Origin of the sequence: Mesorhizobium sp. CA6 (genome assembly GCF_020165035.1) — a bacterium.
GTDB lineage: Bacteria > Pseudomonadota > Alphaproteobacteria > Rhizobiales > Rhizobiaceae > Mesorhizobium.
Genome location: NZ_JAIUHI010000001.1, coordinates 120,006 through 136,173, shown reverse-complemented (window position 1 = coordinate 136,173; position 16,168 = coordinate 120,006). Strand labels below are relative to the sequence as shown.

Genomic DNA, 16,168 nt, shown 5'->3' with positions numbered 1-16,168 from the left:
GGAGTGGCGGCCGCCGAAACGCATGGGAGCGGCGGTGGTTGCGGATTAAATCCGCGACCTGTTCCCGGTTGCAGTCACCATTCTGTGATTCCGACGCGGGCGCGGAACCTTGGCGGCGAAAGCACCGTTAGGGGGCGTCAACTCTGGGTTTGCCTTCAGCAGAATCGGCGAGGGGATGCCGCAAATCTTCTCGAAAAACGCCAATGGCGTTGCGCGCTTTGTCATCTGGGGAAGTTGTGCGGTTCTGTTGATCGCAGCCGCGATCGGGACAATCCTTCCCCGTTCGGACCTGGTAACGGGAGTAGGTGAGCCATTGGCGCAGCCGGTGCCGTTCAGTCACAAGCACCATGTCGGCCAGCTCGGCATCGACTGCCGCTATTGTCACAATGGCGTCGAGACCTCGTCTTCGGCGGGTTTGCCGGCGACCGAAGTCTGCATGACCTGCCATTCGCAGCTTTTCACCAATGCCGGCATGCTAGCGCCGGTGCGTGCAAGTCTGGCCGGCGGCAAGCCGATCGAATGGCAGCGCGTCAACGGCGTCCCGGATTTTGTCTTCTTCAATCATGCGATCCACATCAACAAAGGCGTCGCCTGCGAGATCTGCCATGGCGAGGTCGACCAGATGCCGCTGACGATGCGGGCGCGCACACTGAGCATGGAGTGGTGCCTCGGCTGTCATCGCAACCCGGAGCCGAATTTACGTCCCCTGCAGGACGTGTTCCTGATGCATTGGCAGCCGCCCGCGGACATCGCTGAGATCAGGCGGCAGCTGATCGGCGTGCTCGACATCCATCCCGAGACGATGACGGATTGCTATGTCTGCCATCGCTGACAGGCCTGGTTCCGCCATCGACATCGAGGCTCTGCGCAAGCGGCTGGCGCATGGCGGTGAAATGTGGCGCAGCCTCGACGAGATCGCCGGCGCTGCCGATTTCCGCCGCTTCGTCGAGGCCGAGTTCCCGGCAATCGCGGAACGCCTGCCGGCAAAGCCGAACCGGCGCACGCTGCTGAAGCTGATGGGCGCCTCGCTGTCGCTTGCCGGGCTGGCCGCCTGCAGCAGGGCGGAAAGCATCGTGCCCTATGTGCGCCAGCCGGAAATCCTGGTCCCCGGCAAGCCTGTCTACTATGCGACGACGCTGTCGAGTGACGGCTTCGGTATCGGCGCCATCGTCGAAAGCCATGAAGGGCGGCCGACCAAGATCGAAGGCAATCCCGACCATCCGGCCTCGCGCGGCGCCACCGACGCGGTGATGCAGGCAGCCGTGCTGACGCTGTTCGACCCGAACCGTTCACGCACGCCGCTCAAGGATGGCCAGCCGGCATCGTACGGCGATTTCCTGAAGACAATGGCGGGGCTCGTTTCGCGATGGACGGCATCGCAAGGGCAGGGCGGGGCGTTGCTGGTTGAAGCGACCACCTCGCCGACGCTCGCGGCGCAGCTGGATGCGCTGCGGACACGCTATCCGAGGCTGAAACTCTATCGCCATGATCCGTTGGCGATGCCGGCCGCGATGGAGGCGTCGCGCACCCTGTTCGGGTCGGCGCTGACGCCGGTCTATCGCTTTGATCGTGCCGAAACGATCGTCAGCCTCGACGCCGATTTCCTCGGCGAAGGGCCTGGGCGGCTCGCTTATGCGCGCGACTTTGCTGCGCGGCGACGTGTACGCGATCCGTCCGACCGGATGAGCCGGCTTTATGCGGTGGAGTCGACGCCGACAATCACCGGAGCCGCCGCCGATCATCGGCTTGCGATCAAGCCAAGCGACGTCGAAGCTGTGGCTGCCGGATTAGACGCGGCGTCGACCGGCCAAACCGGAGCTTCCAACTCGCCGATCGACCAGGCCTTGATGACGGTGCTGGTCGACGACCTGAAAGCGGCAGGCCGCAATGCGCTGGTCATTGCCGGAGCGCAGCAGAGCGCCTTCGTTCATGCGGTCGCGCTTGCCGCCAATGCGAAGCTTGGCGCGCTTGGCAACACGGTCGAGCTGATCGAGGCGCCGGATTCGCTGTCGGTCGACGGCGATCTCGGAGCGCTGCGCGAGGCAATCGGCGATGGGGCTGTGGACACCGTGGTGGCGCTGGGTGCAAACCCGCTGCACACCGGCCCGGCAAACCTCGATATGCGCAAGGCTTTTTCGGGACTGAATCTGCTTGTCCATCACGGCCTCTACCGCGACGAGACGGCGTTCCTGGCGCACTGGCATGTGCCCGCTGCGCATGAGCTCGAGAGCTGGAGCGACATCCGCGCCTATGAAGGCAGCACCTCCCTGGTCCAGCCGCTGATCAAACCGCTTTACGACGGCAAGACCGCGCATCAGCTTCTTGCCGTGCTTGGCGGCGGGTTCGAGGCCGATCCGCTTTCGCTTATCCGGCAGCATTGGACGCAACTCGATGATGATGCCTGGAGAAAGGCTCTGCGCGACGGTGTCATGGCGGACAGTGCTGCCAAACCGGTATCCGTCACAGTGCCGCCGGACCTGGCGGGACTGAAGCCGGCAGCAAAGGCAGACAGCGGCATCGATGTCCGCTTCGTCGCGGATCCCTGGTTGCGCGACGGCCGTTTCGCCAACGCCTCATGGCTGCAGGAACTGCCGCGACCCTTGACGAAGATTGTGTGGGGCAACGCTGCGCTCGTCTCGCCCGCCACCGCCGAGCGATTGAAGGTCGGAAATGGCGAGGTCGTCAATATCGCCTCCAATGGGGCGGATGTCGATGCACCTGCCTGGATCGTGCCCGGCCACCCGGACGAGACGATAACGCTGTCCTTCGGCTTCGGGCGAAAGGTCGGTTCCGTTGCTGCGCTATCGCAAGGCTACGACGCCTTCCATTTGCGCCGTGGTTCGGAATGGTTCGCGACCGGCGCGGCCATCGCGCCGCGCGGACACAGCATGCGGGTCATCACCACGCAGCATCACCAAGCGATGGAGGGGCGCGCCATCGTGCGCTACGCGTCGCTCGATGCATTCCGACAGAACCCGGATTTCGTGCGCAAGAATGCGCCGCCGGCGCCGACGGAATCGCTCTATCCCGACTGGCCGTACGACCAGGAAGCCTGGGCGATGGCGATCGACCTCTCGGCCTGCACCGGCTGCATGGCCTGCGTCTCGGCCTGCCAGGCGGAGAACAACATCGCGCCGGTCGGGCCGGAGGAATGCGAGCGCGGCCACGAGATGCATTGGCTGCGGGTCGACCGCTACTATGCCGGGCCGGTCGACGCGCCCGAGACATTTTTCCAGCCGGTGCCCTGCATGCATTGCGAAAAGGCGCCGTGCGAAGTGGTGTGTCCGGTCAACGCCACCGTGCACACGCATGATGGACTGAATGCGCAGGTCTATAACCGCTGCATCGGCACGCGCTATTGTTCGCAGAATTGCCCCTACAAGGTGCGGCGCTTCAACTTCCTCGATCATCAATCCTTCGACAAGGAGGAGGCAGGTCCGGAGCAGGGCGTGCACAATCCGAATGTCAGCGTGCGCTCGCGCGGGGTGATGGAGAAATGCACCTATTGCGTCCAGCGCATCAGCGCCAGGCGCATCCAGGCGCAGATCGAGAACCGCGGCATGGCCGATGGCGAAGTGGTCACCGCCTGTCAGCAGGCCTGCCCGACGCAGGCCATCACCTTCGGCGATCGCAACAAGAAAGATGCAAAGGTCGTTCGCGAGAAAAGCGCGCCGCAGAATTACGCGCTGCTGGAGGAACTGAACACACGGCCGCGCACCACCTATCTCGGCAAGATCTCCAATCCGAACGGCAAGCTTGCCAAGCCGGGCGAGGCGACCGATGGCTGAAGCGAGCGCGAACAGCCCGGCTGTCCTGCGCGGCCGTCACGATTTTCCCGAGATCAGCGGCCGCATCGGCTCCATTGTGCTCAACGGCCGCCTGCCGCGCCATTTCTGGACAGCGTTCCTGCTCTGCTTCCTGCTGGTTTTGCTGCTGCTCTATTCGATCACCTATCTCATCGCGGTCGGCGTCGGCGGCCTCGGTATCAACATGCCGGTGGTCTGGGGCACGATGATCTCCAATTTCGTCTGGTGGATCGGCATCGGTCATGCCGGCACGCTGATCTCGGCGGTGCTGTTGCTGCTGCGCCAACCCTGGCGCGCCTCGATCAACCGCTTCGCCGAGGCCATGACGTTGTTTGCCGTCGCCATGGCCGGCCTGTTTCCCATCCTGCATCTTGGGCGACCGTGGTTCTTCTACTGGCTGCTGCCGCTGCCCAATGTGCATATGCACTGGCCGCAATGGCGAAGCCCGCTGGTCTGGGACTTCGCGGCAATCGCCACCTACGCGACCGTCTCGCTGCTGTTCTGGTATATGGGGCTGCTGCCGGATCTTGCAGTGCTGCGCGACTGTGCCAGGTCGAGACCGGCGCAGCTCTTCTACGGCATATTGGCGCTCGGCTGGCGCGGCTCGGCCTATCACTGGGCGCGTTACCAGGTCGTTTATTTCCTGCTTGCGGCGCTCGCCACGCCGCTGGTCGTTTCGGTGCATTCGATCGTCTCGCTCGACTTCACCTTCGCGATCACGCCCGGTTACCACTCGACGATCTTCCCGCCCTATTTCGTCGCCGGCGCGCTGCTCTCCGGCTTCGCCATGGTGCTCACCATCGCCATTCCATTGCGGTGGGCCTTCTCAGTCAAGGACCTGATCACGCTCAGGCATATGGACAATGCCGCCAAGCTGATGATCGCCGCCGGCATGGTCGTCGCCTATGGTTATGTCTCGGAAGCATTCTTCGCCTGGTATTCGGGCGAGCCTTACGAACGCACCATGATGGCGCAGCGCGCGCTGGGTCCCTATGCGCCGCTGTTCTGGATAATGCTGAGCCTGAACTGCGGCGTGCTGCAATTGCTGTGGTTCAGACGCATCCGCCGCAACATGCCGCTGCTGTTCGCGATCGCCGTCGCCATCAATGTCGGCATGTGGATCGAGCGCTACATCATCGTCGTGACGGGGCCGAGCCGCGATTACCTGCCGTCTGCCTGGGGCGAGCAGTCGCTGGCCTGGCTCGATTTCGGCATCCTGTTCGGCTCGATCGGCACCTTCTTCGCGCTCGTCTTCCTGTTCATCCGTATCCTGCCGGCGATCACCATCTTCGAGGTCGAGGAACTGGCCGAAGAGGAGGGCAAGATCCGATGAGCCTCTACGGCCTCATGGCGGTGTTTGCCGGTCCCGAAGCGCTCATCGCGGCGGCGCGCGGCATGCGCGAGCGCGGCTATCGGCGCATGGATGCGTTCTCGCCGTTCCCGATGAAGGAACTGGAACGGATATTGGAGATACCGAAGACGCGCCTGCCCTGGGCCGTGCTCGCCGGCGGCATTGCCGGCGCGGCACTCGTCTATGCGCTGATCTGGTACTCTGTCGAAGTCGATTATCCCATCAATGTCGGTGGCCGGCCGCTGCACTCCTGGCCGCCTTTCGTCATCATCGCGTTCGAGGCCGGCATTCTCGGCGCCGCCTTCGCGGGTTTCCTGGGGGTGCTCGCGGCCAATGGGCTGCCCCGCTATCATCACCCCGTCTTCAACGCCGAGAGCTTCAGCTACGCGCGCGGCGGCAAGTTCTATCTGCTGATCGAAGCGGCCGATCCCAAATACCGCAAGGGCGTGACCAGGGGCCAGCTGACGCGGCTCGGCGCCGAGATGGTCGAGGAGGTCGAGGCGTGAGGCGCCTCGGCCTCACGCTTATGTTGGGTGCGCTGGCCGTCGCCGGCTGCCGGCAGGATATGGAGGACCAGCCGCGCTACGATCCGCTGGAGGCCAGCAACCAGTTCGCCGACGGCATGTCGGCGCGGACGCCCGTTACAGGAACGGTGGCGCGCGACGCCGATCTGACGCCGGTCCCGGACAAAATCCCTTATCCGATCACGATCGAGCTGCTGCAGCGCGGGCAGCAGCGTTTCGACATCTTCTGCTCGCCCTGTCACGGCCGCACCGGCGATGGTCACGGCATGATCGTCCAGCGCGGCTTTCCGGCGCCGCCGAGCTACCACCAGGAAGCCCTGCGCAAGGCCTCGGACCGGCACTTCTACGACGTCATCACCAACGGCTATGGCGCCATGTATTCTTATGCAGCCAGGGTGCCGCCGCAGGACCGCTGGGCGATCATCGCCTATATCCGCGCGCTGCAATATTCGCGCGACGCTCCGGTCGCCGAACTTCCGCAAAGCATGCGCGCGCGGCTCGAAGCGGAGGCCTCGCCATGAGCCGCCTCGAGCAAGGCTTTCTGTCGGCGGGCGCCGTAGGACTTGTCGTCTGCGGTCTGGGCGTATCGCTCGACGCCAAGGCGATGCTGAGCGCCTGGCTCCCCGCAATTCTCTTCGCGCTCAGCCTGCCGCTCGGCGCGCTGACCATACTGATGGTACACGGGCTGACCGGTGGACGCTGGGGCGATGCGGTCCGCCAGCCTTTGCGGATCATGATCGCGATGCTGCCATTTGCGCTCGTCCTGCTCCTGCCGGTGCTGATGCGGCTCGACCTGATCTTCCCATGGGCCGGCGCCGATCCCGCGATGCTTGCTGAGCAGGTTCGAGAGAAGCTTGCTTATCTCAATGTGCCGTTCTTCCTGCTGCGCTTCGCCTTCTGCGCTGCGGTCTGGCTCGTTCTGGCCTGGACGATGCTAACTACAGAGGACCCCGCAAAGCGTGGCAGCGGAAAGAAATATGCCCTCGGCCTCATCCTTCACGCGCTTTCCGTCAGCGTTTTTGCCATCGACTGGATGCTGTCGCTCGAGCCTGAATTCACCTCGACCATCTATGCGCTTTGCGAAGCTGCCGCCGAGGTGGTCGGCGCATTCGCCCTGGCGATCCTGGTGCTGGCGGCAAGGCGGGCAGTGGAAGTCATGCCCGGAGGCGAGGAAGATGTCGCGCTCAGCGAGGATCTTGCCAACATGCTGCTCGGCTTCGTGCTGACCTGGATCTATCTCGCTTTCATGCAATGGCTGGTGGTCTGGGGTGGCGACTTGCCCGACGAGATCCGCTGGTACGGCGTGCGCTCCACGGGCGGCTGGCTATATCTTCTTTGGCTGCTGATTGCCGTGCACGTCGCGGCTTTCGCGGGCCTGCTCAGCCGCAGGCTGAAGCGCAGCCATCGCGGCCTTGTCTGGCTCGCCGCTGTCGCTCTGGCCGGCCATTTCATCGACGTCTTTTGGCGAGTCCGGCCACCGCTCTTTGCCGACGGCCTGCTGGCATTGTGGCACGATGCGGCCGCCTGGATGGGATTGGGCGGGCTGTGGCTCGCGCTGTTCCTTTTCCTGCTCCGCCGGCCAGACAGGATCGTCTGGTGGAAGCGGGAGGTCGCCCATGGCTAATGCGGACCGTCATCCCGAGACGCGCGATGTCCAGCCGCGTGTGCTGCTCGCCTTCGGCGGCGGGCTGCTGCTGTTCATCGCTTTAGCTGCGATCGGCGTGAAGCTCGTCTTCAACACCGCGCCGACCTGGTTGCCGCTGCCAGCCAATACCAATCCCGAGAACCCGGATCTCCAGACCACGCCGCAGCAGGATCTGACCGCGCTCCGCGCCGAAGAGGATCGCCAGCTCAAGACGCTTGGCTGGGTCGATCGCAAGGCCGGCATCGCGCGCATCCCGATCGATGACGCCATGTGGGCGGTGGTCAGCCACGGCCTGCCGGATTGGTCGCGACCGACGGCAGCGGCCACGGAGCCTGATTGCGCCCTGCTCACGGCGGCGGTTCCCCGTGCGCCGCAGGCCCAGAATTGCCAACAGCAGCGTGGGGCAGGGCGATGAGAAGCTTGTTGGCTGCGCTTTGTCTGTTCATTGCCGGCATGGCGATTGCCGCGGAACGACCGAGCTTCGATCCGAAGCTCGGCGCGCAGCTCAGCCTTGAGCGAGAATTGGTCGATACAAGCGGCCGGAAGCTGACGCTTGGCGAGACGCTTGGCGGACGTCCGGCGCTTGTCATCTTCGGCTACGATAAATGCCCGAATCTTTGTGGCGTCACCCAGCAGGCCGTCGCATCCGATCTGAAGAAGACATCGCTTCGCCCTGCGGATTATCGCGCGCTGTTCATCTCGATCGACCCCGAAGAGACCTCCGCCGATGCCGCCGCGGCGCGGGATGACATCGCTTCCGCCGCAGGCCCGGCGGGATTGTCCGCCTGGCGTTTTCTGACCAGCAGCGAGAGCGCCGGCGCGGCGCTGGCCAAGGAGGCCGGGATCACCTTCGACCCGCGCAAAGACATCGATCAGTTCGTGCATCCGATCGCAGTTATCGCGCTCACACCGTCGGGCCGAATTTCACAGGTATTGCCGGCCTTGACCTTCACGCCGCGCGATCTCCAACTCGCGCTGGTCGAAGCATCAGCCAACAAGCTCGGGTCGATTGCCGATCATGTCTTCCTGTTCTGCGCGGGGTTCGACAGTTCGAAAGGCCAGTACACTCCCGTAGTCTGGGCGGCGCTGAAAGTGGCCAGCCTGGCAACGGTGCTCGGCCTGGGAGCAACGGTGCTCTGGCAAATGCGGGGGAGGGCAAGGTGAGCTTCGGCGTTCCCTTCTTCCCGCAGGAAGCCTCGTCGGAAGCCGGCCATGTCGATGCGCTGTTTTATACGCTGCTCGTTTTCTCAGCCGTGCTCGGGCTGGCGCTCACCGGGCTGGTCGTCGGCTACGCGGTGAAATACCGCGTCGGGTCGCCGGCGGATCGCACCGGACAGCGTTCCCGTACCCTGTGGCTGGAAACAAGTTGGACCATCGCCAGCCTGATCATTGCCTTCATCTTCTTCGGCTGGGGCGCAGTGCTTTTCGTTCGCCGCGATCATCCGCCGGCGGACGCGCTCGAGATCACGGGGCTGGGCAAACAGTGGATGTGGGAGTTCAGGCAACCCGGCGGCCAGCGCGAGATCAACGAGTTGCACGTTCCGGTTGGCAAACCGATTGTCGTGTCGCTTGCCTCGCAGGACGTCATCCACTCCTTCTACGTGCCGGCGTTCCGCATCAAGCAGGACGCGGTGCCTGGACGCACGACCCATATCTGGTTCATTGCCACCGAGCCCGGCCGCTACCACCTGTTCTGCGCCCAATATTGCGGCACTCAGCATTCTGAAATGGGCGGCTGGGTGACCGTGATGGCGCCCGAGCAATATGCCGCGTGGCTGAACAGCCAGGGCGAAGGCGAGACGCTTGCCGCAAGCGGCGAGAAACTGTTTCGCGCGCTGGGCTGCTCCGGCTGCCATGGCGCGAGCAGCAAGGTGAGGGCGCCCTCGCTTGACGGCATCTTCGGCCGGCCGGTGGCGCTCGACAATCAGCAGACGGTGATCGCCGACGAGCGCTATTTGCGCGACTCCATCCTCAACCCGAAGAAGGAGATCGCGGCGGGCTTCGAGCCGGTCATGCCGAGCTTCGATGGCCTGATCGATGAAGGCGAGTTGCAGATGCTGCTCGCCTATCTGAAGTCGCTTTCGCCTCAGCCAACGGCTGGAGCCAAGCCATGAGCAACGCGGCGATGCAGGGTACATATCTCGGCGAAGGCCGCGGCCTGCGGGCATGGCTTCTCACCACCGACCATAAGCGCGTCGCGTGGCTCTATCTCATCTCGCTAACGGCCTTCTTCTTCCTCGGCGGCGCGATGGCGGTGCTGATGCGGATCGAGCTGGCGACACCGGCAGGCGACCTCGTCTCCGACGATGTCTACAACCGGCTGTTCTCGCTGCACGGCATCATCATGGTCTGGCTCTTCCTGGTGCCGTCAATCCCAGCGACCATGGGCAATTTCCTTTTGCCGCTGATGATCGGCGCGCGCGACCTCGCTTTCCCGCGGCTCAACCTCGCCAGCTGGTACGTCTTCATTTTCGGCAGCCTGTTCGCGCTGTTTGCGGTGGTGGCCGGCGGCGTTGATACCGGCTGGACCTTCTACACGCCGCTGTCGACGCTTTATGCCAACGGCTTCGTCTCGACCGCGGCCTTCGGCGTCTTCATTGTCGGTTTCTCGACGATCATGACCGGCATCAATTTCATCGTCACGGTTCACACGCTACGCGCGCCGGGGCTCACCTGGTTCCGACTGCCGATTTTCGTCTGGACGCTCTACGCCACCAGCCTGGTGATGGTGCTGGCAACGCCGGTGCTCGCCGCATCGCTGATCCTGATCGTGCTGGAGCGCGTGTTCGGCATCGGCATCTTCAATCCCGATCTCGGCGGCGATCCGCTGCTCTTCCAGCATCTCTTCTGGTTCTACTCGCACCCGGCCGTCTACATCATGATCCTGCCCGGCATGGGTGTGGTGTCGGAGGTGCTGCCCTGCTTCAGCCGCCGGCCGCTGTTCGGCTACAAGGCGGTGGCGATGTCGTCGATGGCGATCGCCGTCTTCGGCTTCCTGGTCTGGGGCCACCACATGTTCGTCAGCGGACAGTCGGCCTATGCCGGCGTGGTGTTCTCGTTCCTGTCCTTCTGCGTCGCGATCCCGTCGGCGATCAAGGTTTTCAACTGGAGCCTGACGCTGCGCAAGGGGGAGATCAGCTTCGAGACGCCGATGCTCTATGCGCTGTTCTTCCTGGCGCTGTTCACCTTCGGCGGGCTGGCGGGGCTGTTCCTTGCGGCGTTGGCGGTCGACGTGCATGTCCACGACACCTACTTCGTCATCGCGCATTTCCACTACATCATGGTCGGCGGCATGGTGACGGCCTACATGGCGGGCCTGCATTTCTGGTGGCCGAAATTGACCGGCCGCACGTATTCGGAAACCGCGGGGCGTATAGCGGCGACCGTCACTTTCGTCGGCTTCAATCTGACCTTCTTCCCGCAATATGTGCTGGGCTTCGACGGCATGCCCCGGCGCTATCATACCTATCCGCCTGAGTTCCAGTTCTGGAACGTGTTGTCCTCGGGCGGCGCGGTGGTGCTGGCGATCGGCTATCTGATGCCCTTGTTCTACCTCGGCTGGTCGCTTTTTCGCGGCGCCCGCGCGCCCGACAATCCGTGGAGCGCCACGGGGCTCGAATGGCAGACGAGCTCGCCGCCGCCACCACATAATTTCGAGACCATGCCGGTCGTGACGCGACCGGCCTATGCCTACGACATGAAGGGGCTCGAGCACGAGCGCTTCAGCCCGCACCGGGAGGAAGCGGCGCGATGAGCGGCACCGAAAGCGTCGCTTTCGACACGCCCCAGCGCGAACGGCGCGCCGACACTTTTGCGATGTGGGTGTTCATCGGCTCCGAGGCGATGCTGTTCGGCGCGATTTTCCTAGTCTTCCTCGTCGCCCATATTGATTTCGGCCCCGCCTTCGCGGCGGCTTCCAAGCATCTTTCGCTGCCGCTCGGCACCTTCAACACGGCCGTGCTGCTCACCAGCAGCTTCACCATGGCGCTGGCGCACAGGTTCACGCTGCAGAGACGTTGGCGCGCGACAATTTGGGCGTTGGCCGCGACCTCGGTGCTGGGTGTCTGCTTCCTGGTTGTGAAGGGGATGGAATACGGCAAGGAGATCAGCGAAGGACTGGCCCCGCTTCTCGGCCTGCCGTTCCGCTATGCAGGACCGGATTCCGTGCACGCCCAGCTTTTCTTCGGCCTCTATTTCGCGATGACCTCGCTGCATGCGCTGCACCTGATCGGCGGCATCGTCGTCATCGCCGGCATGATCGCGCTCTGGCGGCCCTCCAGCCCTGCCAACCGCCTGCGCCGGGTGGTTGCCGTCGGCCTCTATTGGCATTTCGTCGACATCATCTGGGTGTTCATGTTCCCCGTCCTTTACCTGATCAACCGATGAGCGAATTGCGCAAACTCACCTTCGGCTATCTCGGGCTGCTCGCGCTGCTGGCGCTGACGGTGGCTTCCTCCTTCCTCGATCTCGGCGGCTTCAATGTCGCCCTCAACCTGGCGATCGCGGCCGCCAAGGCGGTCCTGATCGCCCTGCTGTTCATGCATCTGACAGGCACCTTGCCGCGGCTCGCCGTCGCGGCAACCGGGCTTTGGCTCGCCATTCTTTTCGGGCTGACGCTGATCGGGCGATAGGAGAGCGGCATCAATCGCCAGCGGGCACGCCGATTGGGACTGAGGTCCTGTCATCAAGCCGCAACAGGCCCAGCATCAACATGTGATCTTGCTCATAGTCTTCGGGCAGCATGATTGCGAATGAGGAACACGTCATTGGAGGTGAGCGATGCCCCTGTCCGCGGCGCTGAATGATGCCGACTTGGAATTCAAGTGCTTGGAATGTAACCATGCCTTCAAAAGGAAAGGGTCGTGGTTCAAGGTGATCTCGACCTTCAAATGCGAGGGCTGCGGAGCTGCGAACCGCATCGGGTATGCCGACAAATTGGCGTTGTTCGAAAAGCACTCAGCGGCGTTTGGCTGATCGCAAGCCGGACCGCGAAGGGCGGCTCGACAACTCGCCCGCTGGAGTGGCGTTGGTTGAACCGCCGCGCCTGGTAGACCTCCGAGAAATCGGCCCGGTGTTGCGTATTCGCTGCTCAATAAGCGAGCGGCCCGGCACGAGAACGGGGGAGCCCACGGGCCGGGCCTGACCGGCGGGGGCACGGACTAGATACAGGGCGCCGGCTGATGTCGTTATAACAAATCTCGATGGAGCCTCCGCCGTGCGAATGAAGGACCGCTCTCAATAACACCGCCCCTGAATCACGGCCAAGCAAAGTGCCATACGGATTGTCGCGACTTCCGTAGAGCGGCCCAGCCACGCTCAGTATTGCCCCTGACCCGGTTATTGCACATTGCATCGCGACGGCATCATAACGGTGCGAAAAATTGCAACTTGTCCCTCGCTTGAATGAAACATTTGTCGCCGATACCCCGTATGCAAAGTAAGCAGGGGGTGAAATATGCTGCATGAAGCCAACGGAGACTGCGCGCTAAATCTGAGCGAAGACGAAGCGCGCCTTGCTGAGCGCTACCGCTTTCTTTGCGGCCAGCACGATGGGCTTTCCAGATGCGGCATAGCAGCCTGGGTCGGCGCGCTCGCGGGCGGTGTGTTTATCGTCTCGGCGATATTCTTTGGTGGCGGTGAACAGGGCGATCCTCTCTTCATATTCGGCATTGGCGTATGTTGTCTTCTTGCTGGCGGTCTCCTTTGGTTCCATGAGCGCCAAGCTGAGAAGCGTCGCTGGCAAGAGAAGAGGTCAATCGTCCATAAGTTTCGCAGCCGAGGACTCGGCATACAGCTGAACGGCCAAGTTCATCGTCTGTTCGGCTAGTGCGTTTCGCCGTTTCACGGAAACGGCGAACGCCCTATCTCTTTGTTTTTTGCGCAATTCCGGACGGAAAACCGCCCACACTTTTCCTGGAATCGCTCCAGCTGTTGAATGGCTGATGCGCAGCAATGAGGATCTGCGTTCTGCACAGCTGGGGTATCTTCGGTAAAATGGTCGCGGCGGTTGCTACGGCGCCGTGTTGTGCGCTTTGAACGCCAAGCGAAGTTCGAGCGCCTCAGGGCTGGCGCTGCCTAGCTTGGTGTCTCCGTTTTGTGAACCCCAGGCATAGGCAAAGTCGAATACAGGAGCCGGAGAGTAGGTGGCCCAGCGCGCGAAGATCTGCTTCGCCTGGTCCGGTGTCGGCAGTACATAGACGTCCGCAGCCGCTCCGGTACGGGTCTTCCAATTGCCGCCGCCGAAGGCCTGGTATACAGGCACAATCCTGTCGAGAGGGATGCCAGCGGCAACGGCTGCCTCGACCGTTCGATCGATGAAGTCCAAATCGAAAGCTTTGCCGCGGACCGGATATGGATCCAGGCCGAAAAGATCAATTCCTGTATTGGCGGGATTAAAGGTATTCATGAAGGCGGGGGCTTCGAAAGACCCCATGTCCATCAAAGTAACAAATGTAACTGCCCCGGGGACATTGGCTCTGATCCACTCGGTCTCGGCCTTCAGGGCCGCCGGACTAACTGCTGGGGAATGGTATTTGCCGGTGATGTCCGGCTCATCGCAGAGGCGAAAACCGAACAGCCGCGGATTGCCGATAAATGGCTTCACCTTGGCAATGAAGCGTGGCGTCACGCCGCTGGATTCATTTAGCCATATCAGCCCCTTCATCCCTGGCGGCAAGGCATTGAGTTGCTCTACGGATTGTACATCGGCGAGGTCGAAGCCTGCGCTCGCGATTGCAACGCCCGGCCCACCGGAGGTGTAGTGAAGCGTCTTGCCGCTGCCGCCCGCAGACAGCGCCGATTGGCTGCAGATCAGCATCATGAGCAACGCCGATATGCACAGATTGCTGATGCGTGTGAACTTTGCCGACCAAGCTGTTGGCGCGACGGGTTCCGACTTGATGGATTGCGCGGCTCGAACCGCTGCGCCATACCCGCACGTTGAACTCGTCGGCATGCTCCAACTATCCACCAAATCGCCCCGCACCGGTCTCCTTTTTAGGCTGTGCGGAAAAATTCGGCTTCATCTGTTCGATCGATGGACCCGCTTCGAGGCGGAGCTGCTGCCAAGCCAGCATAGTGGTGGCATCCATGCAATCATCTATGCGCTGCAGGTCCAGATGCTGGCTATTTCAGCGCCGTCTTCATGGGCGCCGACGTCGACCAGCCGCGCAATCTGACGAAGTCTGTGACGGTGGTGGAGTAGGCATTACCGGCGAACATTGTCGCCGGTAATGCCCTGCTTTGCGGAGCTTGGAGGCTCCTATCGACGGCGATCTTATGGCAGGTACGAGCCTGCGCTAGATCGCCATGAAGAGCATGCCCGTCCTAGACCACAGCGAACGAGCTCGCCGTAACCGCAAGATGCGGGGAAAGGGCGGCGAACTGAATCTGAGCTGCGCCGCCTGCGCCGTCGCTGTCAAAGTAGAGCGCTCCGGTCGTGCTGTTGTAGACGATATGATCGGTGCTGTCGTGAGCGGCGGCACCGGTATAGAAAGCACTGCTTGCGAGCGCCCCAACGCTGAGCCCTTTGAAGACAGCGTCATCCAAGTGGATCTTGTCCACAGACGGGCTGAAGTCGGTAACCGTGGCAACATTGCTCTTGCTGAGGGTGCTGTTGAAAACGAAGGTGTCGTGGCCGCCATTGCCGGTCAGCCAATCGCCGCCGCCGCCGCTCTTTATGACGTTGTCGCCGGCATTTCCGATGATGTGCTGACGCAATTCGTTGCCGGTCAAGTTGATCGCCGTCGTGCCGGCGTCCTTCTGGGTGCCGAGGACTTCAATCGACGAGCCGGCGGCAAGCGCATAACTCACCGACGTCCACACCCTGTCCTGGCCCTGGCCAGCGGCCTCGACCACCTTGCTGGCAGCATTGTTGACATAGTAGTCGTCATTGCCCCCATAGCCCGCCATCGTGTGTGCGGTGTTGTCGGCCGGGCGTAAAACGTCGTTGCCGCTGGTGCCTTTTATGTCGGCGATCGGGGCCGTGACGGGAGGTGGGGTTGTCGTGCCGCTACTGGTGCCAGTGCTACTGCCAGTACTGGTGCTAGTGTTGGTGCTGGTGCTGGTGCTGGTGCTGGTATGGGTGTTGTGATCCAGGAAAAACGCCTGCATCGACGACGTGTTGCCAAGCGAGGTCTCGCCATTTTGCGAGGACCACTTATAGGCCATGTCAAAGGCTGGCGACGGGACGAGCTTTGCCCAATGGTCCATGATGGTCTGTTCCTGGGCGGTGGTAGGCATCACATAAGACCCGCCCGTATTGGTCGACCACCCGCCGCCGCCAAACGTCTGGAACACAGGAATGATCGCACTCTGCGGAATGCCCGCCTTCTCCGCTGCAGCGACGGCTCTGTCGATGTAGTTGAAGTCGACCGCGGTCGAGCGCACGGGGTAGGGATCGAGCCCGTAATAGTCGATCCCCGTGTTGGCGGGATTGTACGTGTTGGTGTAATCGGAGGCCGTGAACGACCCCATGTCCATCAGCGTAATGAAGGTTTTCGCACCCGGGAAATGAGAGTGAATCCAGTCGGATTCAGCCTTCAGATTCGCAGCGCTGACCTGTGTGTGGTATTTGCCCGTGGGGTCAGGCTCGTCAGTGAGATAAAAGCCAAAAACCTTGGAATTGCCGAGGAGGGGCGTCACCTTGTCTATGAAAGACTGGGTCACCCCGCTGCTTTCGTTGAGATATATCAAAGCCTTGGTGCCGTCAGGCAGCGCGTTGACCGATGACGCGTACTGAAGGTCGATCAAGTTGAAGCCATTAGCTATGGCGCCGGAGGCGGGGGCGCCATAGGCGTAATGCATGGTAGCCATGCGAACATCCTTCTTCTGATTGATAAGC

15 protein-coding genes and 1 pseudogene are annotated in these 16,168 nt (G+C 62.5%); 14 read left to right on the top strand and 2 right to left on the bottom strand.

Going from position 1 to position 16,168, the window contains the following annotated elements:
* Window positions 1-175: 175 nt before the first annotated feature.
* The 13 genes from LB526_RS00590 (at window position 176) to LB526_RS00530 (ending at window position 13,153) form a co-directional block, all read left to right on the top strand.
* Entirely contained in the window at window positions 176-832 is a 657-nt protein-coding gene (locus LB526_RS00590) for a cytochrome c3 family protein (protein ID WP_411966991.1), read from the top strand.
* Window positions 816-3,788, top strand: a complete 2,973-nt coding sequence (locus LB526_RS00585; protein WP_224625655.1) for a TAT-variant-translocated molybdopterin oxidoreductase — start codon at window positions 816-818, stop codon at window positions 3,786-3,788. Before LB526_RS00590 ends, LB526_RS00585 begins: the two co-directional genes overlap by 17 nt.
* Window positions 3,781-5,139: an NrfD/PsrC family molybdoenzyme membrane anchor subunit gene (gene nrfD / locus LB526_RS00580; protein ID WP_224625654.1), complete on the top strand. Its 1,359-nt coding sequence runs from the start codon at window positions 3,781-3,783 to the stop codon at window positions 5,137-5,139. Before LB526_RS00585 ends, nrfD begins: the two co-directional genes overlap by 8 nt.
* The gene (locus LB526_RS00575) at window positions 5,136-5,663 is read left to right on the top strand and encodes a DUF3341 domain-containing protein (RefSeq protein ID WP_224548649.1); all 528 of its coding nucleotides are present in this window, start codon (window positions 5,136-5,138) and stop codon (window positions 5,661-5,663) included. The genes nrfD and LB526_RS00575 overlap by 4 nt, the downstream gene beginning before the upstream one ends.
* On the top strand, window positions 5,660-6,202 hold the full coding sequence (locus LB526_RS00570; RefSeq protein WP_224548647.1) for a c-type cytochrome: 543 nt from the start codon (window positions 5,660-5,662) through the stop codon (window positions 6,200-6,202). The genes LB526_RS00575 and LB526_RS00570 overlap by 4 nt, the downstream gene beginning before the upstream one ends.
* Window positions 6,199-7,305, top strand: coding sequence for a hypothetical protein (locus tag LB526_RS00565; RefSeq protein ID WP_224625653.1), 1,107 nt, complete (start codon window positions 6,199-6,201; stop codon window positions 7,303-7,305). The genes LB526_RS00570 and LB526_RS00565 overlap by 4 nt, the downstream gene beginning before the upstream one ends.
* A complete protein-coding gene (locus LB526_RS00560) occupies window positions 7,298-7,741 on the top strand; it encodes a hypothetical protein (RefSeq protein ID WP_224625652.1) in 444 nt (147 codons plus the stop codon). Before LB526_RS00565 ends, LB526_RS00560 begins: the two co-directional genes overlap by 8 nt.
* Window positions 7,663-8,490: an SCO family protein gene (locus LB526_RS00555; protein ID WP_224625651.1), complete on the top strand. Its 828-nt coding sequence runs from the start codon at window positions 7,663-7,665 to the stop codon at window positions 8,488-8,490. Before LB526_RS00560 ends, LB526_RS00555 begins: the two co-directional genes overlap by 79 nt.
* Window positions 8,487-9,440, top strand: a complete 954-nt coding sequence (gene coxB, locus LB526_RS00550) for a cytochrome c oxidase subunit II (protein WP_224625649.1) — start codon at window positions 8,487-8,489, stop codon at window positions 9,438-9,440. The genes LB526_RS00555 and coxB overlap by 4 nt, the downstream gene beginning before the upstream one ends.
* Window positions 9,437-11,080, top strand: coding sequence for a cytochrome c oxidase subunit I (gene ctaD / locus LB526_RS00545; RefSeq protein WP_224625647.1), 1,644 nt, complete (start codon window positions 9,437-9,439; stop codon window positions 11,078-11,080). The genes coxB and ctaD overlap by 4 nt, the downstream gene beginning before the upstream one ends.
* Window positions 11,077-11,712, top strand: a complete 636-nt coding sequence (locus LB526_RS00540) for a cytochrome c oxidase subunit 3 (RefSeq protein ID WP_224625646.1) — start codon at window positions 11,077-11,079, stop codon at window positions 11,710-11,712. The genes ctaD and LB526_RS00540 overlap by 4 nt, the downstream gene beginning before the upstream one ends.
* A complete protein-coding gene (locus tag LB526_RS00535) occupies window positions 11,709-11,957 on the top strand; it encodes a cytochrome C oxidase subunit IV family protein (RefSeq protein WP_140543006.1) in 249 nt (82 codons plus the stop codon). The genes LB526_RS00540 and LB526_RS00535 overlap by 4 nt, the downstream gene beginning before the upstream one ends.
* A gap of 824 nt (window positions 11,958-12,781) precedes the next feature.
* Complete coding sequence (locus LB526_RS00530; protein WP_224625644.1) at window positions 12,782-13,153, top strand: hypothetical protein; 372 nt, start codon at window positions 12,782-12,784, stop codon at window positions 13,151-13,153.
* A 183-nt stretch (window positions 13,154-13,336) separates the two neighbouring features.
* Here LB526_RS00530 and LB526_RS00525 read toward each other — a convergent pair whose 3' ends face one another.
* Window positions 13,337-14,146, bottom strand: a complete 810-nt coding sequence (locus LB526_RS00525; protein ID WP_224625642.1) for a hypothetical protein — start codon at window positions 14,144-14,146, stop codon at window positions 13,337-13,339.
* 292 nt (window positions 14,147-14,438) lie between these two features.
* On the opposite strand from LB526_RS00525, the pseudogene LB526_RS29740 reads away from it, so the two are divergent.
* Window positions 14,439-14,530 (top strand): annotated as a pseudogene (locus LB526_RS29740) (sugar isomerase); the annotation flags it as partial.
* 122 nt (window positions 14,531-14,652) lie between these two features.
* On the opposite strand, the gene LB526_RS00515 reads toward LB526_RS29740, so the two are convergent.
* Window positions 14,653-16,140: a calcium-binding protein gene (locus LB526_RS00515; protein ID WP_224625640.1), complete on the bottom strand. Its 1,488-nt coding sequence runs from the start codon at window positions 16,138-16,140 to the stop codon at window positions 14,653-14,655.
* Window positions 16,141-16,168: the final 28 nt, after the last annotated feature.